The organism is Pseudomonas sp. WJP1, assembly GCF_028471945.1.
Lineage (GTDB): Bacteria > Pseudomonadota > Gammaproteobacteria > Pseudomonadales > Pseudomonadaceae > Aquipseudomonas.
Genome location: NZ_CP110128.1, coordinates 5970897 through 5995832, shown reverse-complemented (window position 1 = coordinate 5995832; position 24936 = coordinate 5970897). Strand labels below are relative to the sequence as shown.

Below are 24936 nucleotides of genomic sequence, written 5' to 3'. Positions count from 1 at the left end.
TGATGGACGGGGCGTTTTTCATGGGGCCGGATCACGCGTAGCTTTCAGTCTCGCTGCTGGCTTCAACCAGTTCCAGGGCGATGTTGTTCTGCGTGTTGATCTTGCGATACAGCGCGGCGTCGGTTTCCAGGACTTTCTCCCGGGCCGGGAAGATCTCGGCCAGTTTGGCAGCCCATTCACCCTTGGCTTTGCCCGGGAAGCATTTTTCGATCAGTTCCAGCATGATCGAAACCGTCACCGAGGCACCTGGCGAAGCGCCGAGCAGGGCGGCGAGGGAGCCGTCCTTGGCCGCGACCAGTTCGGTACCGAATTGCAGGACGCCGCCTTTTTTCGGGTCTTTCTTGATGATCTGCACCCGTTGGCCGGCCACTTCCAGGCGCCAGTCTTCGGCTTTCGCCTCAGGGTAGAAGCGACGCAGGGACTCCAGGCGCTGCTCCATCGACTGCATCACTTCGCTGACCAGGTACTTGGTCAGGTCCATGTTGTTTTTCGCTACCGCCAGCATCGGGCCGATGTTGCCGGCGCGAACCGACATCGGCAGGTCCATGAAGGAGCCGTGCTTGAGGAACTTGGTGGTGAAGCCGGCGTAAGGTCCGAACAGCAGGGATTTCTTGCCGTCGACGACGCGGGTGTCCAGGTGTGGCACGGACATCGGTGGCGAACCCACGGCAGCCTGGCTGTAGACCTTGGCCTGGTGGTGCTTGACCACTTCCGGGTTGTCGCAACGCAGCCATTGGCCACTGATCGGGAAACCGCCGAAGCCTTTGCTTTCTTCGATGCCCGAGGCTTGCAGCAGCGGCAGTGCCGCACCGCCGGCGCCGAGGAAGACGAACTTGGCGTCGACTTCACGGCTGTTGCCGCTGTTGACGTCCTTGATGCTGACAGTCCAGCCGCCGTTGCTGCGCTTGAGGCCGGTCACGCGCTTGCAGTACTTGACCTGGGCATCGGGCGCGCTGGTCAGGTGCTTGAGCAACTGGTTGGTCAGGGCGCCGAAGTTGACGTCGGTACCATTGATCACGCGAGTGGCCGCGAGGGTTTCGCCAGGATCGCGTCCCGGCATCATCAGCGGCATCCACTCGGCCATCTTGGCCTTGTCTTCGGTGTATTCCATGTCGGCGAAGGCGTGGTGCTTATGCAGCACGTTGAAGCGTTCCTTGAGGAAGGACACGCCGCTGTCGCCCTGCACGAAACTCAGGTGTGGCACCGGGCTGATAAACGATTTGCACGAGCCGAACGTGCCTTTCTTGGTCAGGTACGACCAGAACTGCTTCGACACCTCGAACTGGGTGTTGATGTGCACGGCTTTCTTGATGTCGACGGTGCCATTGGCAGCCTGCGGCGTGTAGTTCAGCTCGCACAGGCCGGCGTGACCGGTACCGGCGTTGTTCCACGGGTTGGAACTCTCCGCCGCACCGGAATCCATCAGCTCGACGACTTCCAGCTTGATCGCGGGGTCGAGCTCTTTGAGCAGTACCGCGAGGGTGGCACTCATGATGCCGGCCCCAACCAGTACTACGTCGACTGCTTCGTTATGCGCCATTTAACGCGTCTCCAAAATCTGCAGCACCAAATTGTCGGCATGGCTGCCAGGTGTTCCGGGGCGAGTCAGTGATGCCCCTCGAACTCATGGCAGTATCGCCATGTCCGAATCTTCGCAATTTTTCGCAACTTCGACGGACGCTACCTGCCGGGTCTAATAAGAGTCATATGAACTCATTTCAACGTGCGACTGGCAATTCGACTTATGGTCGATACATCCGCTTGTGCAACCAAATCCGTAGCGGACAGGCTTCAGGCTCCGGTATTCGAGGTGTACTCGGTCCTGTGTCGTTGGGCTGTACTGGACGCTAATGGTGCATATTCAGACGCAAAACTATTCATTTGCTCGCCACACTCTTGTGAAGTTGTGAAAACCCGTTTTTTTCACGCTCTTTTGAAGACGTGAACCTCAAAAAAGGGCTGTCCCAGCCTGGCACCGTGCCCGGATGGTTTGCCGCCAGGGAAAACCGGGCAGGCAATACGGGCAAACAGCTCAGTGACCGAGCGTAATGACAGCTCTGCAGATTCGCGAAAAGTGGTGGTCGTGCTTGAGGAACAGCAAGCGCGCCAGCTTCACTCGATCTGTGTGGGCGGCTCTCTGTGGGCGGTGCGGGGTGCCAAAACCGAAGCATTGGCGATGCTGCGAGGCCCGATCAGGAGACGTCCTTATAATCGGGGGGAGATTGTAGCGAAGAAACGCAGGGAAATGGTCGTGTTTAATGACTTTTATTAGGCGTCTGGTCAGGTCGCCATCAGGTGTTGTGCCCGTGAGCGCGCTGCAGGCTGGCTGACGCGGGCACTGGCGGGCAGGGGTTGCTGTAGCCAGTTGAGGCGAATTTCCTCGATTTCGACCCAGCCATCGCCCATCGGCTGGAGGCTGCATTGCTTGAAGGCCTGGCAATGGCCGTTGCTGTCGAGCAGGGCAAAGCTGCGGTGCCGTGGGCGTGGGGCGAACAGCGAAACGAGAAAGCGCATGGCGAAGTACCTTTTGGGTGACTGCGCTGAAGAATGGCAGCGAGCCGTTACGTGCAAGTGTATGGGGGGTGACAGATGTGTGACAGGAAGGGGTTTCTGAAACTTTTGTCAGAATTTTCTGCAATGGTTGCGCTGGTTCGCTGCAGTGGCGCACCGCTATACTGCGGGCCTGTTAGTGCCTGATTCTGGAGAGAAGAGTATGTTGCAACGCCTGTTGTTCGGTTTGATCACTGTGACCAGCTTGACGTTGGTCGGCTGCGCCCACAGCCCGCAACAACTGAACCCGGAACCCAAGCTGACGGCTCAACTGGCGCCGGTCGGCCATGGCCAGCCGGTGGTGGTGCGCGTGGTCGACGGGCGTCCGTCGCCAACCCTGGGCACCCGTGGCGGCCTGTACCCGGAAACCAGCGCCATTACCGTGCAGGGCGCGCAGATCCTGCCGAAACTGCAGGCGCAGGCCGAAGCGGCCGTGCGGTTGCTGGGCTTCACCCCGACGGCGAATGCGCTGAACGCGCCACAGATCACCGTGACCTTGGCCGAGTTGAAGTACCAGTCGCCCAAAGAAGGCATGTACGTGACCGAGGCCACCATTGGCGCGACGTTCCGTTCCGATGTGCAAAATGCCAATCGTCGTTACAGCGGCCGTTATGGCGCGTCCCTGGACCAGCGTTTCGGCATGGCGCCGAATCAGGAAACCAACACCAAGCTGGTCAGCGACGTGTTGAGCGATGCGTTGACCCGCTTGTTCAAGGACCCAACCGTGGGTCAGGTTCTCGGCGAGTAAGAGCTTCGTCAGAGGCCGAAAAGCCCGGTGCCAGCGATGGCCTCGGGCTTTTTTCATGGCCGCTGGTCATTTGATTCGTTAATCGTCGCAAAGGCAGGGGCAGGCGCGCGGGCTTTCGGTAGAATCCGCCCGCGGTCGCAGGTGCCCGCTGCCAAGATTTTGTTTGAGGTTCGTGATGTCGCTGCATTTGATGACGCTGTTTACCGCCCATCCCGCCAAATTGATCAATCTGCTGGCCTTGCTGCTGGCCTTCCCGGGCAGTTGGTTGCTGCACGCCACGCGTCGCCGCGAACAGCGCGCGATGGCCAGTCTCCAGGCACAGCGCCAGAGCAGCCCAAGCCAGGAACCGACGCTGGATTGGGCAACCCTGCGCATGAACCGGTTTTTCTATCGCTTCGGTTTTGCCTGCATGGGGCTGGCGTTGCTGGTGTCGTGGATCAGCACCCAGGTCTAAACCGTTTTAACGCTTGAAAAAAAACGGCGCCCGTAGGCGCCGTTTTCGTATCCGCAGTTAAAGCGGCAATCCAGCCTTCACCCGATACTGGTTGCGCACCGGGGTCGCATATTGCAGCACCAGGAACGGGCGATGCTCCTCGGGGCAGGCGTCCAGGCGTTGCTGCCATTGTTCCTGGGCCTTGGCCAGTTCGTCGGCCGGGAACAACTTGCTGGCGCTTGGCACCTGCAGTTGCGGGTCGGCATCCTGCCATTGGGCGTAGGCCAGGTAATGCACCGGGAACAAGCGGTAACCACCGAGGATCTGCTTGTCCATCTCGATCGCCAGTTGCTTGGTGTCTTCGAACAGCTCGGTGATGGGCGCCGCAAAATTCACGTGCACCCGGCCCTTGTAGCCGGTGATGCCCTTGGCAATGCTCACGTCATCCTCGCCCGGGGCCTTGGTGTAGCTGCCGGTGGTGGCGCGGATGTAGAGTTCGCGGGCCTTGGCCTGGTCGCACGGATCGTACTCGTAGCTGATCGACACGGGGGTCAGGTTCAGCGAGCGGATGACTTCACCGAACGGTTCGTCCTTGCGGCTCATGTGGAACATCTTGAGGATCGCTGACTCGGTGCGGTCATCACCGTCCTTGGCCCGTCCCTCGGCCTGGGCGATCCAGATCGAGGCGCAATCGTTGCGGATCGAATGGTTGATGTACGCCGACAGCAATTGGTACGCCGCCATTTTTTCGCGGCGTCCGGTGATCGAACGGTGCACGATGAAACTCTTGTTCAGGCGCATCAGGTCGCTGACAAAGGGCTTTTGCAGCAGGTTGTCACCGATGGCGATGCGCGGGGTCGGCAGGCCGGCGTGGTACACGGCGTAATTGACGAAGGCCGGGTCCATCACGATGTCGCGGTGATTGGCGATGAACAGATAGGCGCTGCCGGACTTGAACTGCTCCACGCCGGTGTACGTCACACCGTCCGTGGCGCGCTCGATGGTGTGGTCGACGTAGTACTCGACTTTGTCCTGCAAGGTGGCCACCGACGTGATGCCGGCGAACTCACGGCGCAGCCGATGAGCTATAAGGGGTTTGAGCGCCCAGCCTAAGGCGCCGGCAAAACGCGGAAAGCGGAAGTGGGTGAGGATATCTAGAAACGCCTTGTCGCCGAGCAGTCGTGCCAGCACCGCTGGGACTTCGCTATCGTCGTAAGGTCGGATGGCATCGAATTCGCCCATCATGCTCTCTTGTTAGAAACGGCTAGGGTAAGTAAAGGTTTTGATCGAAAACCAGCGGGGCACGGTCTGAAAAAGTAGTCAGACAAAAATAGCCCTGCAAATAGACCGGCGATTATACGCACAAGTCACCTGGGAGACCGCGATGCTGGAAAGCGCAGTTTATGAATGTCCGTATTGTGGTGAGGAAGTCGAGACGACCCTGGATTTATCCGGCGGCGATCAGACCTATATCGAGGACTGTCAGGTGTGTTGCCGGCCGATAACATTTGTATTGCAAGTTCACGAAGACGAATGGCACCTCGAAGTATTCAGTGAAAACGAGTGAGGGCGCATATGCAGCGCATCTACGAACCGGAAAACTTGATGGAAGGCGAGTTGCTGCAAGGCATGCTCGCCAGCGAAGGTGTCGAGGCGCATCTGGTGGGGCGCGATCTGGTGGGCGCCACGGGTGAGTTGCCGATCTTTGGCCTGTTGGGGCTGGCGGTGGATAATGACCAGGCGCAATACGCCCGCGAGCTGATCACCGCGTACAATGCTGCGTTGCCGCTGTCCGGCGATGAACCGGACAGCTTTCCCGGCACGCTGGTCTGTTAGGCTGGCGTTCGTTTGATCTAGAGTCGTGCTGCCCCATGTGTGGACGTTATGCCCTGTTTCGCTGGAATCGCGATTTTGCGAGCCTGCCAGGTTTTCCAGCCGATCAGCAGGCCCAGTGGAACATTTCCCCTAATGATTCGGTGCTGATGCTGCGCGCAGGCCAGGACGGTCAGCGTGAACTGGCCCGTGCGCGCTGGGGCCTGACACCGCCGTGGCTGACCGACTTATCCCGCACCCCGGCCCATGCCCGGGCCGAGACCGTTGCCGAACAACCGATGTTTCGCCAAGCCTTGCGCGAGCGTCGTTGCCTGCTGCCGGCCAACGGTTTCTACGAATGGCGCGGTACCACTCGCAAGCGGCCGTACTGGCTGACGCCGGGTGAGGGCTCGTCGCTTTTTTTCGCCGCCATCTGGGAGGCCTACCCGGTGCAGGAGCAGGTGTGGCTTAGCACGGCGGTGATCACGCAACCGGCGGCGAGCCAGCGTCGACCGTTGATTCTCGATGAGGCTGGGCAGCAAATCTGGCTCGATCCCGAGACGCCGCTGCATGCCCTGCAAGCCTTGCTCGCCAGCGAACCCGCTGCGCTGCGTGAGCGGGTGCTGGCCAACATGGTCAATGATCCGAAGCTCAATGGCCCGGAGTGTTTGACGCCCGGTTGAGGTGCGGTGTTTGGGCCAAAGTCTTTGCGGGCAAGCCAGCGCCTGCAATGTGAATTTTTTCCTGCGTCGATGAGCGCTTTGCTTGAAAAAAGCGTCTTATCTTCTGTGTATCTGGCGTCGATACATTCCCACGCCTAGGATAGGCGGCAGTTTTCATGGAGTCTTTCGATGAACAAGATTTTGGTTGTAGGTGCACTCGGCGCAGCGCTGCTGCTCGCTGGCTGCCAGTCGGTCAACACTACCAGCGGTGGCGCCGTAGGGGTTGAGCGCAAGCAATACATGTTCAGCATGCTGTCCACTGATGAGGTCAATCAGATGTACGCCCAGTCTTACCAGAATACGGTGGGCGAGGCGAACAGCAAGGGTGTGCTGGACAAGACCAGCAACGATGCCAAGCGCATCCAGCTGATTTCCGATCGGCTGATTGCCCAGGCTCCGGTTTTCCGTCCGGATTCGGCCCAGTGGAAGTGGGAAGTCAACCTGATCAAGAGCGATGAGCTCAACGCCAACTGCGGGCCCGGTGGCAAGATCATTTTCTATACCGGCCTGATGGACAAGCTGCAGCTGACCGATGACGAAATCGCCGCGATCCTTGGTCACGAAATCGCCCACGCCCTGCGCGAGCACGGTCGTGAGGCGATGTCCAAGGCCTATGGCATCGAAATGGCCAAGCAGGGCGCCGGTGCCTTGTTCGGCCTGGGCCAGGGCAGCCTGGCGCTGGCGGATGCCGTGGCCAACTACGGCATGACCTTGCCCAACAGTCGGTCCAATGAAAACGAAGCGGACCTGATTGGCCTCGAGCTGGCCGCCCGTGCCGGCTACGACCCGAACGCCGCGATCACCTTGTGGAACAAGATGGCCAAGGCCTCGGAAGGTTCGCCGCCGGAGTTCATGAGTACCCACCCGGCTTCGTCGAGCCGTATTGCTTCGTTGCAGGCGGCGATTCCGAAGGTCATGCCGCTTTACGAGCAGTCCAGGAATCACTGATGGAGTTTTCGCGAGCCAGCCCGCTCTTGTAGGAGCGAGGCTTGCCCGCGAAGAACGATAACGCGGTCTCTCGACCTACCCCGTCAAACCCACCCACTGCTCTGCATCGCCTTGTAAACCGCGACAATCGCCAGGATGAAGAACGCCGACGCCGCCAGTCGACGGATCAACGTCAATGGCAGTTTGTCCGCCGCAAAGTTGCCCGCCAGAACCACCGGTACGTTGGCAATCAACATGCCGAGGGTGGTGCCGATGATCACCAGCCACAGTTCAGGGTATTGCGCGGCGAGCATCACGGTCGCGATCTGGGTCTTATCGCCGATTTCCGCGAGGAAAAACGCAATCAGCGTGGTCAGGAACGGTCCGAACTTGCGGGCGGTACTGGCTTCGTCATCGTCCATTTTGTCCGGCACCAGGGTCCACAGTGCCGTCGCGGCAAAGCTGGCGGCCAGAATCCAGTGCAGTAGCGTATCCGAGAAGAAGCTGCCAACCCAGGCGCCTACCGCACCGGCTGCCGCATGGTTGGCCAGGGTCGCGGCGACGATACCGGCGATGATCGGCCAGGGCTTGCGAAAACGGGCGGCGAGAATGAGCGCGAGCAATTGCGTCTTGTCGCCGATTTCGGCCAAGGCAACGATTGCGGTGGGTACCAGTAGTGAATCCAGCATCAGGGGTTTTCCTAAGGGGCGGGTCGACACGGCTATGACACGTACAGCCTTCCCGCCCCGGGTAAGGTGTTCGTGTCATAGGTCTTGTCAAACCCTGCGATCCGTCTGATGCGGACGCTGGGGTCGCATGCGCCATGGTCTGTTGACCAAGTATGTTGACGCATGCCGGACGAGCATGGCGCTCGTGGGAGACTACTCCCCTAGGACGGAGCGGATTCTGCCTAGGCAAAATCCATTGCGCAAGCACAAAGTGTTATCCGCGTTTGGCACGGTAGATACGGAAACCCTGTCCTTCGGCCTTGATTGCACAGGCCCCAAGGTGCTCTTCGATCAGCGGTTGATACTTCAGGAAGCTATTGGCGACAAGCCGAAGTTCGCCGCCATTTTTCAGATGTTTTGCCGCTTTTCGCAGCAGGTTCTCTGTGGCGTAGTAATCGGTGTGCACGCCGACATGGAAGGGCGGGTTGCTCAGGATGGCGCTCAATCCCATCGGTGCCGCGTCGATGCCGTCGCCGGTAATCACATCGGCTTCCAGACCGTTGGCCGCCAGGGTCAGGCGACTGCTGGCAGCGGCAAAGGCGTCGACATCCAGCATCGTGACCTGGTTGTGCGGGTAACGACGTTTCACCGCCGCGCCCAACACCCCTGCGCCGCAACCGAAGTCCAGCAAGTGGCCGCTTGGCAGTTTGTCCAGGTGTTCCAGCAACAGCGCACTGCCGCGATCCAGTCGACCGTGGCTGAATACGCCTGGCAGGCTAATGACTTTCAACGGGCCTTCGGCCAGCGGCAATTCATAGGTCTGGGCCAGGCTTTCCAGTGGTTTGGCGGCGGGTGCGTTGGCCACGGTGACCAGCCAGAGCTGGCAATGCCGCGCACTGTCGAGCTTGCGTGGTTTGCCAAACGGGTTCAGCTGTTTGGCTGCGCCTTCGATGCCGCTTTTTTTCTCACCGACCAGGTACAGCTCGCGGCCGGCCAGCCGGGAGGCGAGTGCGTTGAGGATGTAGTCCGTCAGGTCCTTGGACTTGGGCAGGAACACCACGGCGCTATCGAATGCGCGCTCAGGCGCGTTAACGCCAAAATGGCTGCGCTCGGCGAAGCGTGCATCCAGCGCGGCCTGATCGCCGGCGTGCCAGCTCCAGCCATGGGCGTCGGGCAGGCGGCCCAGCAAGTCGTCGGCGGGCAGCCCGGCCAACAGCACCGGGCCCTGGAATAATTCAGCCTGACGAAGCAGTACTTCACTGCGCGGATCCATAACTGCTCCTGTGAAAAAAAGTGCCGCAGTTTATCAACTGACGACCCGCAGCGCCTTAGCGCTGAAGTACCCCCGGGCGTTTTCGGTCAATTGACCCACGATTCGTTGCCGCGCTTCGCGACTGCCCCAGGCGTTGTGCGGGGTGACGATCAGGCGTGGAATGTCCTGGGCCAGCAGTGGATTGCCATTGACCGGCGGCTCCACGGTCAGCACGTCGGTGGCGGCACCGCCCAGGTGACCGTTGCGCAAGGCGTCGGCCAGCGCCTGCTCGTCGATCAGGCCGCCACGGGCGGTGTTGACCACGAACGCGCCGGGTTTCATCGACGCCAGTTCACGGGCTCCAATGAAGTGACGGGTGTGTTCGTTGAGCGGGCAATGCAGGGTCAGCGCATCGATTTGCGGCAGCAGCTGGTCCAGCGGCAAGCGGTCTGGCCGGGCAGGGCGCCCCGGAATCTGCCCCAGCAGCACGCGCATGCCGAACGCTTCGGCCAGGCGCGCGACCGCGCCGCCCAATTCGCCGTGACCGAGCAGGCCGAGGGTTTTGCCTTGCAGCTCGACGATCGGGTAATCCAGCAGGCAGAACTGCCTGGCTTGTTGCCAGCGCCCTTCACCGACGGCTTTCTGGTAATCGGCCAGGCGCGTTGCCAGGTTGAGCAGCAGCATGATCGTGTGCTGGGCCACGGATGGCGTGCCGTAGCCCTGGCAGTTGCACACGGTTATGCCGTGGGCGCGGGCGGCCTCGAGGTCGACGTTGTTGGTGCCGGTGGCGCTGATCAGGATCAGTTTCAGTTCGGGACTGGCCGCGATGGCGGCCGCGTCGATCCGGATCTTGTTGGTGATGGCGACGGTGGCGCCCTTGAGGTGTTCGATCACCTGATCGGGCAGGGTCTGGGCGAACAGCTGCAGTTCGCTAAAGCATTCGCGCAGGGGGCTGAGGTCGAGATCGCCCAGGTCCAGGGACGGGTGGTCGAGGAAAACTGCGCGGTGAATGTTCGTCATCAACTGTACCTTTTGTGCAATGAACTGAAGGCGTAATCTGCCGAGCCTACCAGATGAAATAAATAGTTACGCTTGGCCTGAAGGAGCCCTCATGTACTGGACCGAGTTCTTGACCGTTGCGCTGATCCACCTGCTGGCCGTCGCCAGCCCCGGCCCGGACTTTGCCGTGGTGGTACGGGAAAGCGTGACCCATGGCCGTCGCGCAGGCACCTGGACGGCGCTTGGGGTCGGTACGGCGATTTTCCTCCACGTCGGCTACTCGCTGCTGGGTATCGGCCTGATCGTGTCCCAGTCGATCGTTCTGTTTAACGCCTTGAAATGGGCCGCCGCCGCTTATTTGCTGTACATCGGCTTCAAGGCGCTGCGGGCGCAACCGGCCAAGGCCGTGGCAGACGATTTGCACAAGGAAGCTGGCGAGCGCACCGCGCGGGGCGCCTTTACTTCGGGGTTCGTGACCAACGGCCTGAACCCGAAAGCCACGCTGTTTTTCCTGTCGCTGTTCACCGTGGTGATCAATCCGCATACGCCGCTGACCGTGCAGGCCGGTTACGGGGTTTACCTGGCGGTGGCGACAGCGATCTGGTTTTGCCTGGTGGCCATGCTGTTCAGCCAGCAGCGCGTGCGCGCCGGCTTCGCCCGCATGGGGCATTGGTTCGACCGGACCATGGGCGCGGTGTTGATTGCCATTGGCGTGAAACTCGCGTTTACCGAGATGCACTGAGCATAACGGTCCACGATTACCTACGAATGCTGGCGCAACGCTAGCATTCGTGCGGTTTTGCAAATCATCCCTTTGGCTGATTTGGCTGGCGATCAGGGGCACTACAGTGCTTACTCTACAGCCACGACCGAGTAGTCAGAAAAGGGATTCTTATGTTGCAGACTCGCGTTATCCCCCCAGCCGAAGGCGCTTACCAGTATCCGCTGCTGATCAAACGGCTGCTGATGTCCGGCGCGCGTTATGAGAAAACCCGCGAGATCGTTTACCGCGACCAGTTGCGCTACAGCTATCCGACCCTGATCGAACGGGTCGCACGGCTGGCCAATGTGCTGACGGCAGCCGGGGTCAAGCCCGGGGATACCGTGGCGGTGATGGATTGGGACAGCCACCGCTACCTGGAGTGCATGTTTGCCATTCCAATGATCGGCGCGGTGATCCACACCATCAACGTGCGCCTGTCGCCGGAGCAGATCCTCTACACCATGAATCACGCCGTGGACCGCTTTGTGCTGGTCAACAGTGAATTCGTCGGACTGTACAACGCGATCGCCGGGCAACTGACCACGGTCGAGAAAACCCTGCTCCTGACCGACCTGCCGGAAAAGACCACCGACTTGCCAAACCTCGTCGGTGAGTACGAGCAATTGCTGGCAGCGGCAAGCCCGCAGTACGACTTCCAGGACTTCGACGAAAACTCGGTAGCGACCACGTTCTACACCACGGGCACCACCGGCAACCCCAAGGGTGTGTACTTCACCCATCGGCAGCTGGTGCTGCACACCATGGGGGTGTCGACGATCATGGGGGCGATCGACAGCGTGCGCCTGTTGGGCACCAACGACGTGTACATGCCTATCACGCCGATGTTCCACGTGCATGCCTGGGGCCTGCCCTATGTGGCGACCATGCTCGGGCTCAAGCAGGTGTATCCGGGACGCTACGATCCGGAATACCTGGTGGAGTTGTGGCGCAAGGAAAAGGTCTCCTTCTCGCACTGCGTGCCGACCATCCTGCAAATGGTCCTCAATGCCAAGGCTGCCCAGGACACCGACTTCGGTGGCTGGAAAATCGTCATCGGTGGCAGTGCACTCAATCATGCGTTGTACGATGCGGCCAAGGCCAAGGGCATTCAATTGACCGCTGCCTACGGCATGTCGGAAACCGGGCCGCTGGTATCGTGCGCGCACCTCAATGATGAGCTGATGGCCGGCACCGAAGACGAACGCACCACCTACCGGATCAAGGCCGGTGTGCCAGGGCCGTTGGTGGAGGCGGCGATCGTCGACACCGAAGGCAACTTCCTGCCCGCCGATGGCGAAACCCAGGGCGAACTGGTGTTGCGCGCGCCGTGGCTCACCGAGGGCTATTTCAACGAACCGCAGAAGGGGGCCGAGCTCTGGGCTGGCGGCTGGCTGCACACCGGGGATGTGGCGACCCTGGACAGCATGGGCGTGATCGACATTCGCGACCGGATCAAGGACGTGATCAAGACCGGGGGCGAGTGGATCTCCTCCCTGGACCTCGAAGACCTGATCAGTCGCCACGCGGCGGTACGCGAAGTAGCAGTGGTGGGGATTGCCGATCCGCAGTGGGGCGAGCGGCCGTTTGCCTTGCTGGTACTTCGCGAAGGCCATGCCATCGGCGCCCGGGAACTCAAGGAACATCTCAAGCCGTTCGTGGAACTGGGGCACCTGAGCAAGTGGGCCATCCCGAGTCAGATCGCCATTGTTACTGAAATTCCCAAGACCAGTGTCGGTAAGCTCGACAAGAAGCGCATTCGCGTCGACATCACCGAATGGCAGGCCAACAACAGCACCTTCCTCTCGACGCTTTAAGCGTCCCTTGGCGTGCCCAAAAGGGCACGCCAGCCCCACCAAGCAAGCGCTTGGCTTGTCAAATCCGTATTTTCAGCCATTCTTGCCGGGCCGACGGGTGTCGGCATGGCAAAGGACTGTTCCAGAGTGGCTGGCAGGCGCAAATCACACTTTAGAGGGATCAAGCACTACTACCTGCTGGCTATAGTCCGCTCAAGGATTTTTAAGAACGGAGCAAACGCACAAACCGGGGCGATGCAACTTTGGAATGACTTTGGGAAGCCATGGCTCCCTGTTATCCAAGCGTTTTTAGAAGTGCTATTTGCCATAACAATAAAATGCACATGGAGTAGCGTCGATGACATCAGTAAACCAGTTCTGGCGCCGGGCTAAACTGCCTCTGGCCGTCAGCCTTGCCTCTACGCTCGCCGGGCCTGCATTCGGCGTCAGTTTCAACATCGGTGAAATCGAAGGTCAATTCGACTCTTCCTTGTCGATCGGTGCGAGTTGGTCTACTGAAAGCGCCAACAAAAACCTCATCGGCGTCAACAACGGCGGTCGCGGCCTGTCCCAGACTTCCGATGACGGTCACTTGAACTTCAAAAGCGGTGAAACCTTCTCGAAAATCTTCAAGGGCATCCATGACCTTGAGTTGAAGTATGGCGACACCGGCATTTTCGTCCGTGGCAAATACTGGTACGACTTTGAACTCAAGGACGAAAGCCGTCCGTTCAAGGACATCAGCGACGACAATCGCAAGGAAGGCGCCAAGTCTGCTGGCGGCCAAATCCTCGACGCCTTCGTCTATCACAACTACGCCATTGCCGATCAGCCGGGTTCCGTACGCTTGGGCAAGCAAGTGGTGAGCTGGGGTGAAAGTACCTTCATCGGTGGCGGTATCAACTCGATCAACCCGATCGACGTGTCCGCATTCCGTCGTCCCGGTGCCGAGATCAAGGAAGGCCTGATCCCGGTCAACATGTTCTACGTGTCCCAGAGCCTCACCGAGAATCTCTCCACCGAAGCCTTCTACCAGATCGAATGGGACCAGACGGTTGCGGACAACTGCGGCACCTTCTTCTCGCAACCGGACGTGATCGCCGATGGTTGCGACAACAACCTGGCAGTACTGCGTACCCAGCAAAGCCTTCGCAGCGCATTGGGCCCGCTAGCGACGCCAGCCCTCAATGTCCTGTCTGCCCGGGGCGTGACCTGGGGCAATCCGGACGAAGGCGTGATCGTTCGTCGCGGCCCGGATCGTGACGCTCGAGATAGTGGTCAGTTCGGTGTTTCCTTTAAGTACATGTTCGATCCGCTGGACACCGAATTCGGTGCCTATTTCATGAACTACCACAGCCGTGCACCGATCTTCAGCGGCCATGGTGCGCCAGCGAGCGCCTATAATCCGCAGGCCCTGGGTGGCGCACTGGTTGGCGCCGGTATTCCACCCCGGCTCGCGCCCAGCTTGACTGCACAGTTGCTGCCTTTGGTAGTGGCAGGTAACTCCAGCTACTACGTCGAATACCCTGAAGACATCCGCCTGTACGGCTTGAGCTTCTCCACCACCTTGCCCACAGGCACCGCGTGGAGTGGCGAAGTCAGCTACCGGCCGAATGCGCCGGTTCAGCTCAACACCACTGACATCCTGTTCTCCGGCCTGACGCCGCTGAACCCTAACGTTTCCGTGCTCCAGGGCACGCCAGGGCAAGATCAGCAAGGTTATCGCCGCAAGGAAGTGACCCAGCTGCAAACGACCTTGACCCACTTCTTCGACCAGGTAATGGGCGCCGAGCGTCTGACCCTGGTGGGTGAGGTCGGCTGGACCCACGTTGGCGGCCTGGAAAGCAATTCCAAGGCACGTTATGGCCGTGACCCGAGCTACGGCCCTGGCCCATTGCCAAACAACCAGTGCGTGACGTTGAACAGCGGAACGCTGGCAGGCGGGCCACAAAACAACGTCAGTCGCTACTGCGAAAACGACGGTTTCACCACGGCCAACTCCTGGGGCTATCGCGGTCGCGCCATCTGGGAATACAACGACGTGTTCGCTGGTGTGAACCTCAAGCCGAACGTGGCCTGGTCCCACGACGTGGAAGGTTACTCCCCTGGCCCTGGCGGCAACTTCGAGGAAGGTCGCAAAGCGGTCAGCCTGGGTGTCGATGCCGAGTACCAGAACACCTACACCGCAAGCCTGGCGTACACCAACTTCTTCGACGGCAAGTACACCACCGTGGATGACCGCGACTTCGTTGCGCTCAGCTTTGGCGTGAACTTCTAAGCACTATTTTCAGGACGAGTACACACATGAAAATAACCAAGAGTCTGTTTCACGCTGGTGTCCTGGGACTTTCGCTGCTGGCGACCGGCGTAATGGCAGCGGTCCCGGCGGCAGAAGCGGACAAGCTGGGCAAGAGCCTGACCCCGATGGGTGCCGAAATGGCGGGCAATGCCGACGGTTCGATCCCTGCCTGGAAACCGATGCCGAAAAATGCCGGCACTGTCGACAGCAAGGGTTTCCTGTCCGATCCGTATGCCAGCGAAAAACCGCTGTTCACCATCACCGCGCAGAACGTCGACCAGTACAAGGACAAGCTCGCTCCGGGGCAGTACGCGATGTTCAAGCGCTACCCGGAAACCTACAAGATGCCGGTTTACCCGTCCCATCGCGGCGCCACCGTGCCGGATAACGTGTTCGCCTCCATCAAGAAGAACGCCACCAACACCGAGCTGGTATCCGGCGGTAACGGGCTGAAAAACTTTGAAACAGCGGTACCGTTCCCGATTCCTAAAAGCGGCGTGGAAGTCATCTGGAACCACATCACCCGTTATCGCGGCGGCAGCGTAACCCGACTGGTGACCCAGGCCACGCCACAGCCGAACGGTTCGTTCAGCCTGGTGTACTTCCAGGACCAGTTCGTGTTCCGCGACAAGATGAAGGACTACGATCCGGCGAACCCGGGCAACATCCTGTTCTACTTCAAGCAGAAAGTGACCGCGCCGGCACGTCTGGCTGGTGGTGTACTACTGGTGCACGAAACCCTCGACCAGGTGGCGGAACCGCGTTCGGCGTGGGTCTACAACGCCGGCCAGCGTCGTGTGCGTCGTGCGCCACAAGTGTCCTATGACGGCCCGGGTACTGCGGCAGACGGCCTGCGTACCTCCGATAACCTGGACATGTACAACGGTGCGCCGGATCGTTACGACTGGAAGCTCGAAGGCAAGAAAGAGATGTACATCGCCTCCGACGCCTACAAGCTCGATGATCCGAAGCTCAAGTACGGCGACATCATCAAGGCCGGCCACATCAACCAGGACCTGGCTCGCTACGAGCTGCGCCGGGTCTGGCATGTAGTGGCAACCTTGAAGGAAGGTCAGCGCCACATCTACGCCAAGCGTGACTTCTACATCGATGAAGACACCTGGCAGGCGGCGGTGATCGACCACTACGACGGTCGTAATCAACTCTGGCGTGTGGCGGAAGCTCATGCCCAGAACTATTACAACGTCCAGGTACCGTGGTACACCCTGGAAGCCCTGTACGACCTGCAATCGGGCCGTTACCTGGCACTGGGCATGAAGAACGAAGAGAAGTCGGCGTATGACTTCGGCTTCACCGCCACCACCAGCGACTTCACCCCGGCGGCACTGCGCCAGGATGGCGTTCGCTAACCGGCACGCCATAGAGGCCGCATCCTCTGCAAACGCCCCGACTGGTTCGGGGCGTTTTTGTGTGTGTAGACTTTTTGTAGCCATTTGTAGCAATAACCTTCATTCCGTCCTCGTTTACCGCTAGTCTGCGGACATCTGCAACGCCGCCACCCGCAACACAAACAAGAGCCGGCCATGACTGATCTGTCCCCACCACCAGGTCCTGCAAGCGTCGCTGTCGCCGCGCTGGACGGGCGCTTTTTCCGACCGCCATTGCCCGACGGCCATGTGCTGCGCCCACGCCTGTGCGAGCGCTTGAGCGCTGGTCTCGGTGGCAGGTTGCTGCTGGTCAGCGCGCCGGCCGGGTTCGGCAAGAGTTCGTTGGCGGTGGAGTTCTGCCAGGCGCTGCCCGCGCACTGGCAAAGTCTCTGGCTTGGGTTGAGTCCGCGCGATAGCGACCCGGGCCGATTCCTCGAGCGGTTGCTCGAGGGCCTGCAGGATTTTTTCCCGCAGTTGGGCAGGCAGTCCCTCGGGTTGTTGAAGATGCGCCAGCGGCATCAGCCGTTCGCCTTCGAAGAATGGCTGGACGGGCTGCTCGACGAGCTGGCCGTGCATCTGTCGACCGCGACCCCCCTGTTGCTGGTGCTCGATGACTATCACCTGGCCCAGGGGCCGGTGCTCGATCGCTGCCTGCAGTTTTTCCTCAATCACCTTCCCGATGGCTTGCTGGTGATGGTCACCAGTCGACAGCGTCCAGACTGGCACCTGGCGCGGTTGCGCCTGTCGCGCCAGCTGCTGGAGCTTCATGAGCAGGATCTGCGCCTGACCCACGATGAAGCCTTGAGCCTGCTCGATCGGCACAGCAGTTCCTTGCGTGGCGAGGCGCTGGAAAACCTGATCCAGCGCAGCGAAGGTTGGGTTGCCGGGTTGCGCTTCTGGTTGCTGGCCGCCTCCGAGGCAGGCAGCCAGGGGGCATTGCCCCAGGCGCTGCACGGCGGAGAAGGACTGATCCGCGATTACCTGCTCGAAGAGGTTATCGATTGCCTGCCCGCCGAAGTGCAAGCCTTTCTCTACGACACCGCCCACCAGGAACGTTTTTGCAGCGAACTGTGCGACGCCATTCGCGACGGCCATGACAGCGCCGAAATCCTGCGCTTCCTGGCTGCCCACCAGGTGTTCCTGGTACCGCTGGACGAGCACGGCCACTGGTATCGCTATCACCACCTGTTTTCCGATCTGCTGCGCACACGGCCTGGGGCGCAATCGATGGTGCCGGCCGCCAGCCTGCACCTGCGCGCCTGTCGCTGGTTCAATGCCCAGGGCCTGCTCGATGAGGCGGTCGAGCAGGCGTTGCGGGCCGGGCATCTGGACGTTGCGGCAAACCTGGTGCAAAACCTTTCCGAAGAGCAACTGCTGGCCGAACAGAACGTCGGCATGTTGCTGCGCTGGAAAATGGACTTGCCCGATAGCCTGCTGATCAGCACGCCTCGCCTGATCGTGCTCTACAGTTGGGCGCTGGGCCTGGCCTGCCAGCTGGACGCCGCCGAGGAACTGGCCAGCCACCTGAGCCGCTTTCTGCCGGCGCCGTCGGCCACCGCGCAAAAGTCGATGCTGGCGCAATGGCTGGCCCTGAGCGGGATCATCGCGCGCGGACGCGGTAACCGCGAACTGACGATACGTTACTGCACCGAAGCGCTGGAGAGTCTTCCGTGCAAGCGCTATGGCCAGCGATTGATGTGCCTCTCGACCCTGTCCAACCTGGCGATTGCCGATGGCGATATGTGGCGTGCCAGGAAATTGAACCGTGACTCCCTGGAACTGGCGCAACGGGTGGGCAATCCGCTGTTCGAGGCGTTGGCCCACTACGACCGCGCTCGCGTATTGCAGGCACGGGGCGAAATACTGCGTTCTCTGGATGAAGTCCGGCAAGGGCTGCAACGCTTGCAGGGGCTGCCGGCGCAGCGGCTCTTTGCCGTACGTGCCCGGCTGACGTTGTACGAGGGCTTCCTGTTGGCCTTGCGCCTGCAACCTCAAGCAGCGCGGCTACGCCTGCAGGCGGGTCTAGGTGAAGCCCGCGCCTGTCGTGACATCAGCGTCCTGATCGGCCATTGCGTGATCGCCCGGCTGGAAGGCAGCAGCGCTGAGTTCGCCAAGGCCTTTGCCGAACTCGCCGAAGCCGAACGGCTGATGCACATCTGGGACGTGCCGCCGATCTACTACCTGGCAATGATTACCCTGGTCAAATGCGAACTCTGGCTGGCCCAGGGGCGTACCGATCTGGCGCAAGCCTGGTTGGCGCGTTTGGGGCAGACCTATAACGGCGAGCAGCCGGCCGCACCGCCGGAATTCCATCCGCAACTGCCGCTGCACATCGAACTGCAGCAAGCGTTGCTGGAGGTCATCCAGAGCCAGCCGATGCTGGCCGAAGGGCGTTTGAATGCGCTGCTCGAACATGGTCAGCAAACCGGCCGGCAGATGCTCAGTGCAATGGCGCTGACGCAAAAAGTTTCACTGTTGCTGGGCAGCGGACGCGAACCCGAGGCCCGCAAGGCGCTGGTCCAGGCATTGGACGCCGCAGCCGGCGGTGTGCTGCAACCCTTTGAAGGGCTGTTGGCCGAGCATCCGGACTGGCTGCGTGGACAGCTTCAACTCTGTGCGCCGACCACGGTTTCCCAGGACCTTGCAGAAAAACTTCCAGCCATGGCCTCTCGACCGGCGCTGGAGCCCATTGCGCCGTCGGAACAACTCAGCACCCGGGAAATGGCCGTCCTGCGCCTGATCGCCCAAGGCTGCTCGAATCAGGAAATCAGCGACCAGCTGTTCATTTCGCTGCATACGGTGAAAACCCATGCCAGCCATATCAACAGCAAGCTGGGGGTCGAGCGGCGTACACAGGCGGTGGCGCGGGCGAAGGAGTTGGGGGTGTTGGTGTAGCGTTGGGCGCCCCTCACGTCCCGCAATCGGGCATGCCTGTGCCAGAATAGGCCATCCATTTTTTCCAGGAACACCCATGGACGCTGCCAAACCTGCGCTGATCCGCGAAACCTTCCCCGTCGGCCCCTTGCAGTGCAACTGCACGATCATCGGCGATCCGATCACGAAAAAAGCCATTGTGGTCGACCCGGGCGGCAATCATGAACTGATCCTCGCGCGGCTCGATGCCCTGGGCCTTAAGGTGGTCAGCATCATTCACACCCATGCGCACCTCGATCACTTCCTGGCCTCGGGCCAGTTGAAGGAAAAAACCGGCGCCACCCTGCATTTGCACAAGGAAGACCAATTTCTTTGGGACAACCTGGAGATGCAATGCCAGATGTTCGGCGTGCCTTATACGCCGGTACCGTCACCGGACCGTTGGCTGGCCGACGATGAAGAGCTGGCGTGTGGTTGTGGCGTGGCGTTGCACACACCGGGTCATACACCAGGCTCCATGAGCTTCTGGTTTTCCGAGGCCAAGCTGTTGATTGCCGGGGATACCTTGTTCCGGCGCGGGGTAGGGCGCACGGATCTGTGGGGCGGCGACCAGGCGACCATCGTGCGTTCGATCAAGCAGCGTCTGTATACCCTCGACGAAGAGGCGACGGTCGTGGCCGGACATGGTCCGGATACCCGCTTGGGTGATGAAATGCGCGAGAACCCTTTTGTTCGAGCCTGATTTGTAACAAGTGGAATTTTCACTTGTCGAAATGATCCAACGCCCGCAAAGGTTCGATGCTTAAGTCCGTTGCACCACAGAATGCAAAAAAAGTAGGAGCTCTACATGTTCACCACGCCTCGTTTGATTATTGTCGCTACTGCCGTGGCACTGTTGGCCGGTTGCGCCTCGCCCAACCCTTACGACAACCAGGGCCAGGCCAATAGCGGCTCCACGGGCATGAGCAAGACCGCCAAATACGGTGGCCTCGGGGCTCTGGCCGGTGCATTGGCCGGTGCTGCCATCAACCACGACAACCGTGGCAAGGGCGCGCTGATTGGTGCTGCTGTAGTGGGTGCTTCCGCTGCCGGTTACGGCTACTACGCTGACCAGCAGGAGAAAAAACTGCGTGAGAGCATGGCCAACACCGGTGTGGAAGTGCAGCGTGAAGGTGATCAGATCAAGCTGATCATGCCGGGCAACATCACGTTCGCCACCGATTCGGCGAACATCGCTTCGAGCTTCTACCAGCCGCTGAACAACCTGGCCGGCTCGCTGAAAGAGTTCAACCAGAACCAGATCGAAATCGTCGGCTACACCGACAGCACCGGCAGCCGCCAGCACAACATGGATCTGTCCCAGCGTCGCGCCCAGAGCGTGGCGACTTACCTGACCTCGCAAGGCGTGAGCGGTACCAACCTGAGCGCCCGTGGCGCCGGCCCGGATAACCCGGTCGCCAGCAACGCCGACACCAATGGGCGGGCGCAGAACCGCCGGGTAGAGGTCAACCTGAAGGCGATTCCAGGCCAGCAGTATGGTGGCCAGCAACAAGGTGACGTTCAGCCGTTCCCTTGATCGCCTGACTGAACCCCAGGCATAAAAAAACCGCCCTATCCTCAACAGATCGGGCGGTTTTTTTGTGTAGCCAATTTCTGCCCCTTCACGAGCAAGTCGAATCGTCGCACCGCCACTCCCACATTTGGAATGCATTGCCCTTTCGGGAGTGGGCTTGCTCGCGAAGGGGCCAGTACAGGCAAAGAGGCATTCAGAAACAAAAAAGCCCTCGAACATTCACATGTCCGAGGGCTTTTTCACACCTGAAACCTGATTACTTCTTCAGGCCGTAATGCTCATCGAGCATGCCCGGCGCGTTCGGGGCTTTCGGTGCGTAGTCGCGCGGTGGTTCCTGATTGCGCGGTGGCGTCAGGCGTTCCCGTGGAGCCTGCGTCGCATCGGCGTGCAGGGAGGCCAGCAGGCGTTGGCGGGTCTGCTCGTCCAGGGCCAGGCGGTTGGCACCCTCGGCAAGATGATCCTGCACTTCCTGATAGCTCGCAGTCAGTTTCTTGACCAGTGTCGCGGTGCTGTTGAAGTGGGTCACCACTTCGTTCTGATAACTGTCGAAACGTTCCTGAATGTCGTCCAGCTGACGTTGCGTGCTGCTAGGCGCGGCATTCGGCGCAAGGCGAGCGATCAGAAACCCAATGGCGACACCCACAACCAGGGCAAGAGTCGGTAACAACCAAACTAAGAGCGAGTGTTCCACGAGTCCTTCCTCTATAAACGGCTTTGCTTTACGTTAACGGCTCGAACCTGCGCTGTATACCGCGATTCACTCGCAATGGACAGCCGCAGACAATTTGCTAGACGAGTCGACCCGATTCGAGGTCACGGAGTTCCTTCCTTGCTTATGCGTGAAACCCCTGTAGTGATTGATGGCCCGGTCGGCCAGCTGGAAGCACTGTACCTGGACAATGAGCAGCCGCGCGGCCTCGCGCTCATCTGCCATCCGAACCCGGTGCAGGGCGGCACCATGCTCAACAAAGTGGTCTCGACCCTGCAGCGCACGGCGCGCGATGCCGGTTTGATTACTTTGCGTTTCAACTACCGTGGCGTCGGTGCCAGCGAAGGCACCCACGACATGGGCACCGGTGAAGTCGATGATGCTCAAGCTGTCACCGAATGGTTCCGGGCCAAACACCCGCAATTGCCGCTGACCCTGTTCGGTTTTTCCTTCGGCGGTTTTGTTGCAGCAAGTCTCGGCGGCCGCCTTGAGGCCAAGGGCGAGCAGCTCAAGCATCTGTTCATGGTCGCTCCAGCGGTCATGCGTTTGGGTGCTCAGGATCAACTGCCGCAGCAGGGTGAGTTGACGCTGATCCAGCCGGAAACCGACGAAGTGATCGATCCGCAGCTGGTTTACCAATGGTCCGACAAGCTCGAACGTCCCCATGAGCTGCTGAAAGTGGCAGAATGCGGACACTTTTTTCATGGCAAGCTGACCGATCTCAAGGATCTGATCCTGCCGCGTCTCTCGAATTGATTGCAGTCTGACAAGCGATTACCCATGACGACTCGTACCCGTATCCTCACCGGCATCACCACCACTGGCACGCCGCACCTGGGCAACTACGCCGGCGCCATCCGCCCTGCGATCCTTGCCAGCCGTGACAGCAATGCCGATTCGTTCTATTTCCTGGCCGACTACCACGCCCTGATCAAATGCGATGACCCGCTGCGCATCCAGCGCTCGCGCCTGGAAATCGCCGCGACCTGGCTGGCCGGTGGCCTGGATGTGGACCGCGTGACCTTCTACCGTCAGTCCGACATCCCGGAAATCCCCGAGCTGACCTGGCTGCTGACCTGCGTTGCCGCCAAGGGCCTGCTCAACCGTGCCCACGCCTACAAGGCCTCGGTGGACAAGAACGTCGAGACCGGTGAAGACCCGGACGCCGGCATCACCATGGGCCTGTACAGCTATCCGGTGCTGATGGCCGCGGACATCCTGATGTTCAATGCGCACAAGGTGCCGGTCGGCCGCGACCAGATCCAGCACGTGGAAATGGCCCGGGACATCGGCCAGCGTTTCAACCACCTGTTCGGCCAGGGCAAGGAGTTCTTCACCATGCCCGAGGCGTTGATCGAGGAAAGCGTGGCCACGCTGCCGGGCCTGGACGGTCGCAAGATGTCCAAGAGCTACGACAACACCATTCCGTTGTTCAGCAGCGCCAAAGAAATGAAAGATGCGATTTCCCGTATCGTCACTGACTCCCGCGCACCGGGTGAGGCAAAGGATCCGGACAATTCGCACCTGTTCACCCTGTTCCAGGCATTCGCCACCCCGGCGCAAGCTGACGAATTCCGCAGCGATCTGCTGCAGGGGCTAGGTTGGGGCGAGGCGAAGAACCGCCTGTTCCAGCTGCTGGACAGCGAGCTGGGCGAGTCCCGCGAGCGTTACAACCAACTGATCGAGCGCCCGGCAGATCTTGAAGACATCCTGCAGCACGGGGCGAAAAAGGCGCGTGCCGTCGCGACCCCTTTCCTCAACGAATTGCGCGAAGCGGTAGGCCTGCGTTCGTTCGTTGCCCAGGCTCAAGTGGCAGCGACCACCAAGAAGAAAGCCGCGAAGGCCGCGCGTTTTGTCAGCTTCCGCGAAGACGACGGCAGTTTCCGCTTCCGTCTGCTGGCGGCCGATGGCGAGCAACTGTTGCTGTCACGCAACTTCGCCGACGGTAAAACCGCAGGGCAGGTGACCAAGCAGCTGCAATCGGGCCAGCCATTGGACGTGCGCAGCGAAGACCTGAGCTTCAGCGTCTGGCTTGAAGGTGAGTGCGTGGGTGACAGCCCGGCGTTCGCTGACAGCGCCGCGCGCGATGCTGCGATCGAGGCATTACGGATCGCCCTGACGCCAGTCCAGGAATAATCAACGGCTCGGCCCGACCAAGGGCTGATTGCCATTCCCACGGGCCATCGCTACAGTGACGGCCCGTTTTTGTTGCCTTGCTAACGAATTATGACGCCCCTAGAACGATATCAAGCTGATCTGAAACGCCCGGAATTCTTCCATGATGCCGCGCAGGAAACTGCCGTGCGTCATCTGCAGCGCCTGTACGACGATCTGGTCGCGGCCGAGCAGAACAAACCGGGCCTGCTGGGCAAACTGTTTGGCAAGAAGGATCAGGCACCGGTCAAGGGCCTGTACTTCTGGGGCGGCGTGGGTCGCGGCAAGACTTACCTGGTCGACACCTTCTTCGAAGCGCTGCCGTTCAAGGAAAAGTCCCGTACTCACTTCCACCGCTTCATGAAGCGCGTGCACGAAGAGATGAAGACCCTGGGCGGCGAGAAAAACCCGCTGACCATCATCGCCAAGCGCTTCTCCAACGAAGCCCGGGTGATCTGCTTCGATGAATTCTTCGTCTCCGACATCACCGATGCCATGATCCTCGGCACCTTGATGGAAGAGCTGTTCAAGAACGGTGTGACCCTGGTTGCGACGTCGAACATCGTGCCGGACGGCCTGTACAAGGACGGCCTGCAACGCGCGCGCTTCCTGCCGGCCATTGCGCTGATCAAGCAGAACACCGAGATCGTCAACGTCGACAGCGGCGTCGACTATCGTCTGCGCCACCTCGAGCAAGCCGAGCTGTTCCACTACCCACTCGACGAAGCCGCCAACGAAAGCCTGCGCAAAAGCTTCCGTGCGCTGACACCGGAATGCACGGCAGCGGTCGAAAATGACGTGCTGATGATCGAGAACCGTGAAATTCGTGCCCTGCGCACCTGCGATGACGTGGCCTGGTTCAACTTCCGTGAACTGTGCGACGGCCCGCGCAGCCAGAACGACTACATCGAGCTGGGCAAGATCTTCCACGCCGTATTGCTCAGCGATGTCGAGCAGATGAGCGTCACCACCGACGACATCGCCCGACGCTTCATCAATATGGTCGACGAGTTCTACGATCGCAACGTCAAGCTGATCATTTCTGCCGAAGTCGAACTCAAGGACCTCTACACCGGCGGTCGCCTGAACTTCGAGTTCCAGCGTACCTTGAGCCGCCTGCTGGAGATGCAGTCCCACGAGTTTCTGTCTCGGGCGCATAAGCCGTAAATGATGCAGTAGTGAAAAAAGGCCCGCAGCGATGCGGGCCTTTTTTATGCGGTCATTGGGGCAACTTTGAAGGCTGAACCCCTCATTTCAGACAAGAGGTCAGAA

23 protein-coding genes and 1 riboswitch are annotated in these 24936 nt (G+C 60.3%); of the genes, 16 read left to right on the top strand and 7 right to left on the bottom strand.

Annotated elements, in window-relative coordinates; all coding sequences use genetic code 11:
• Positions 1-31: 31 nt before the first annotated feature.
• Positions 32-1540, bottom strand: coding sequence for a malate dehydrogenase (quinone) (gene mqo, locus OH720_RS26910; protein WP_272603520.1), 1509 nt, complete (start codon positions 1538-1540; stop codon positions 32-34).
• 740 nt (positions 1541-2280) lie between these two features.
• Positions 2281-2514, bottom strand: coding sequence for a hypothetical protein (locus tag OH720_RS26905; protein ID WP_272603519.1), 234 nt, complete (start codon positions 2512-2514; stop codon positions 2281-2283).
• A gap of 199 nt (positions 2515-2713) precedes the next feature.
• Between OH720_RS26905 and OH720_RS26900 the strand changes: the two genes are divergently transcribed.
• Complete coding sequence (locus OH720_RS26900) at positions 2714-3298, top strand: YajG family lipoprotein (RefSeq protein WP_008060219.1); 585 nt, start codon at positions 2714-2716, stop codon at positions 3296-3298.
• 175 nt (positions 3299-3473) lie between these two features.
• Entirely contained in the window at positions 3474-3752 is a 279-nt protein-coding gene (locus tag OH720_RS26895; RefSeq protein WP_020799764.1) for a hypothetical protein, read from the top strand.
• A gap of 57 nt (positions 3753-3809) precedes the next feature.
• On the opposite strand, the gene OH720_RS26890 is transcribed toward OH720_RS26895, so the two are convergent.
• Complete coding sequence (locus tag OH720_RS26890; protein WP_272603518.1) at positions 3810-4976, bottom strand: 1-acyl-sn-glycerol-3-phosphate acyltransferase; 1167 nt, start codon at positions 4974-4976, stop codon at positions 3810-3812.
• A gap of 139 nt (positions 4977-5115) precedes the next feature.
• Here OH720_RS26890 and OH720_RS26885 point away from each other — a divergent pair, with 139 nt between their 5' ends.
• From OH720_RS26885 to OH720_RS26870, 4 genes are all read left to right on the top strand, one after another.
• Positions 5116-5298 carry a CPXCG motif-containing cysteine-rich protein gene (locus tag OH720_RS26885; protein ID WP_008060224.1) on the top strand — a complete coding sequence of 61 codons (183 nt, stop codon included), beginning with the start codon at positions 5116-5118 and terminating at the stop codon, positions 5296-5298.
• 8 nt (positions 5299-5306) lie between these two features.
• Positions 5307-5567, top strand: a complete 261-nt coding sequence (locus tag OH720_RS26880) for a putative signal transducing protein (protein ID WP_180205347.1) — start codon at positions 5307-5309, stop codon at positions 5565-5567.
• A 35-nt stretch (positions 5568-5602) separates the two neighbouring features.
• Positions 5603-6226, top strand: a complete 624-nt coding sequence (locus OH720_RS26875) for an SOS response-associated peptidase (RefSeq protein ID WP_180205346.1) — start codon at positions 5603-5605, stop codon at positions 6224-6226.
• Positions 6227-6394: 168 nt separating this feature from the next.
• Complete coding sequence (locus OH720_RS26870) at positions 6395-7213, top strand: M48 family metallopeptidase (RefSeq protein WP_008060229.1); 819 nt, start codon at positions 6395-6397, stop codon at positions 7211-7213.
• An 83-nt stretch (positions 7214-7296) separates the two neighbouring features.
• Here OH720_RS26870 and OH720_RS26865 read toward each other — a convergent pair whose 3' ends face one another.
• The 3 genes from OH720_RS26865 to OH720_RS26855 all read right to left on the bottom strand — a co-directional run bounded on the left by OH720_RS26865 (position 7297) and on the right by OH720_RS26855 (position 10132).
• The gene (locus OH720_RS26865) at positions 7297-7881 is read right to left on the bottom strand and encodes a TMEM165/GDT1 family protein (RefSeq protein WP_095192951.1); all 585 of its coding nucleotides are present in this window, start codon (positions 7879-7881) and stop codon (positions 7297-7299) included.
• 89 nt (positions 7882-7970) lie between these two features.
• Positions 7971-8095: riboswitch (yybP-ykoY riboswitch) on the bottom strand.
• A 39-nt stretch (positions 8096-8134) separates the two neighbouring features.
• The gene (locus OH720_RS26860; protein WP_272603517.1) at positions 8135-9133 is read right to left on the bottom strand and encodes a class I SAM-dependent methyltransferase; all 999 of its coding nucleotides are present in this window, start codon (positions 9131-9133) and stop codon (positions 8135-8137) included.
• A 33-nt stretch (positions 9134-9166) separates the two neighbouring features.
• On the bottom strand, positions 9167-10132 hold the full coding sequence (locus OH720_RS26855) for a 2-hydroxyacid dehydrogenase (RefSeq protein ID WP_272603516.1): 966 nt from the start codon (positions 10130-10132) through the stop codon (positions 9167-9169).
• Between the two features lie 91 nt (positions 10133-10223).
• On the opposite strand from OH720_RS26855, the gene OH720_RS26850 reads away from it, so the two are divergent.
• The 7 genes from OH720_RS26850 to OH720_RS26820 all read left to right on the top strand — a co-directional run bounded on the left by OH720_RS26850 (position 10224) and on the right by OH720_RS26820 (position 20804).
• Entirely contained in the window at positions 10224-10853 is a 630-nt protein-coding gene (locus OH720_RS26850) for a LysE family transporter (protein ID WP_272603515.1), read from the top strand.
• A gap of 152 nt (positions 10854-11005) precedes the next feature.
• The gene (locus tag OH720_RS26845; protein WP_272603514.1) at positions 11006-12688 is read left to right on the top strand and encodes a fatty acid--CoA ligase; all 1683 of its coding nucleotides are present in this window, start codon (positions 11006-11008) and stop codon (positions 12686-12688) included.
• A 337-nt stretch (positions 12689-13025) separates the two neighbouring features.
• Positions 13026-14945, top strand: a complete 1920-nt coding sequence (locus tag OH720_RS26840; protein WP_272603513.1) for a DUF1302 domain-containing protein — start codon at positions 13026-13028, stop codon at positions 14943-14945.
• Positions 14946-14971: 26 nt separating this feature from the next.
• The gene (locus OH720_RS26835) at positions 14972-16336 is read left to right on the top strand and encodes a DUF1329 domain-containing protein (RefSeq protein ID WP_272603512.1); all 1365 of its coding nucleotides are present in this window, start codon (positions 14972-14974) and stop codon (positions 16334-16336) included.
• Between the two features lie 174 nt (positions 16337-16510).
• Positions 16511-19249, top strand: coding sequence for a LuxR C-terminal-related transcriptional regulator (locus tag OH720_RS26830; RefSeq protein WP_272603511.1), 2739 nt, complete (start codon positions 16511-16513; stop codon positions 19247-19249).
• A 76-nt stretch (positions 19250-19325) separates the two neighbouring features.
• A complete protein-coding gene (locus OH720_RS26825) occupies positions 19326-19970 on the top strand; it encodes an MBL fold metallo-hydrolase (RefSeq protein WP_008060243.1) in 645 nt (214 codons plus the stop codon).
• Between the two features lie 105 nt (positions 19971-20075).
• Positions 20076-20804 carry an OmpA family protein gene (locus OH720_RS26820; protein ID WP_180205337.1) on the top strand — a complete coding sequence of 243 codons (729 nt, stop codon included), beginning with the start codon at positions 20076-20078 and terminating at the stop codon, positions 20802-20804.
• 253 nt (positions 20805-21057) lie between these two features.
• Here OH720_RS26820 and OH720_RS26815 read toward each other — a convergent pair whose 3' ends face one another.
• Positions 21058-21492 carry a YhcB family protein gene (locus OH720_RS26815; protein ID WP_008060245.1) on the bottom strand — a complete coding sequence of 145 codons (435 nt, stop codon included), beginning with the start codon at positions 21490-21492 and terminating at the stop codon, positions 21058-21060.
• A 144-nt stretch (positions 21493-21636) separates the two neighbouring features.
• On the opposite strand from OH720_RS26815, the gene OH720_RS26810 reads away from it, so the two are divergent.
• The 3 genes from OH720_RS26810 (at position 21637) to zapE (ending at position 24831) form a co-directional block, all read left to right on the top strand.
• The gene (locus OH720_RS26810) at positions 21637-22266 is read left to right on the top strand and encodes an alpha/beta hydrolase (RefSeq protein ID WP_272603510.1); all 630 of its coding nucleotides are present in this window, start codon (positions 21637-21639) and stop codon (positions 22264-22266) included.
• 24 nt (positions 22267-22290) lie between these two features.
• Positions 22291-23646, top strand: a complete 1356-nt coding sequence (locus tag OH720_RS26805; RefSeq protein WP_272603509.1) for a tryptophan--tRNA ligase — start codon at positions 22291-22293, stop codon at positions 23644-23646.
• Between the two features lie 90 nt (positions 23647-23736).
• Positions 23737-24831: a cell division protein ZapE gene (zapE, locus tag OH720_RS26800; RefSeq protein ID WP_272603508.1), complete on the top strand. Its 1095-nt coding sequence runs from the start codon at positions 23737-23739 to the stop codon at positions 24829-24831.
• Positions 24832-24936 lie beyond the last annotated feature (105 nt).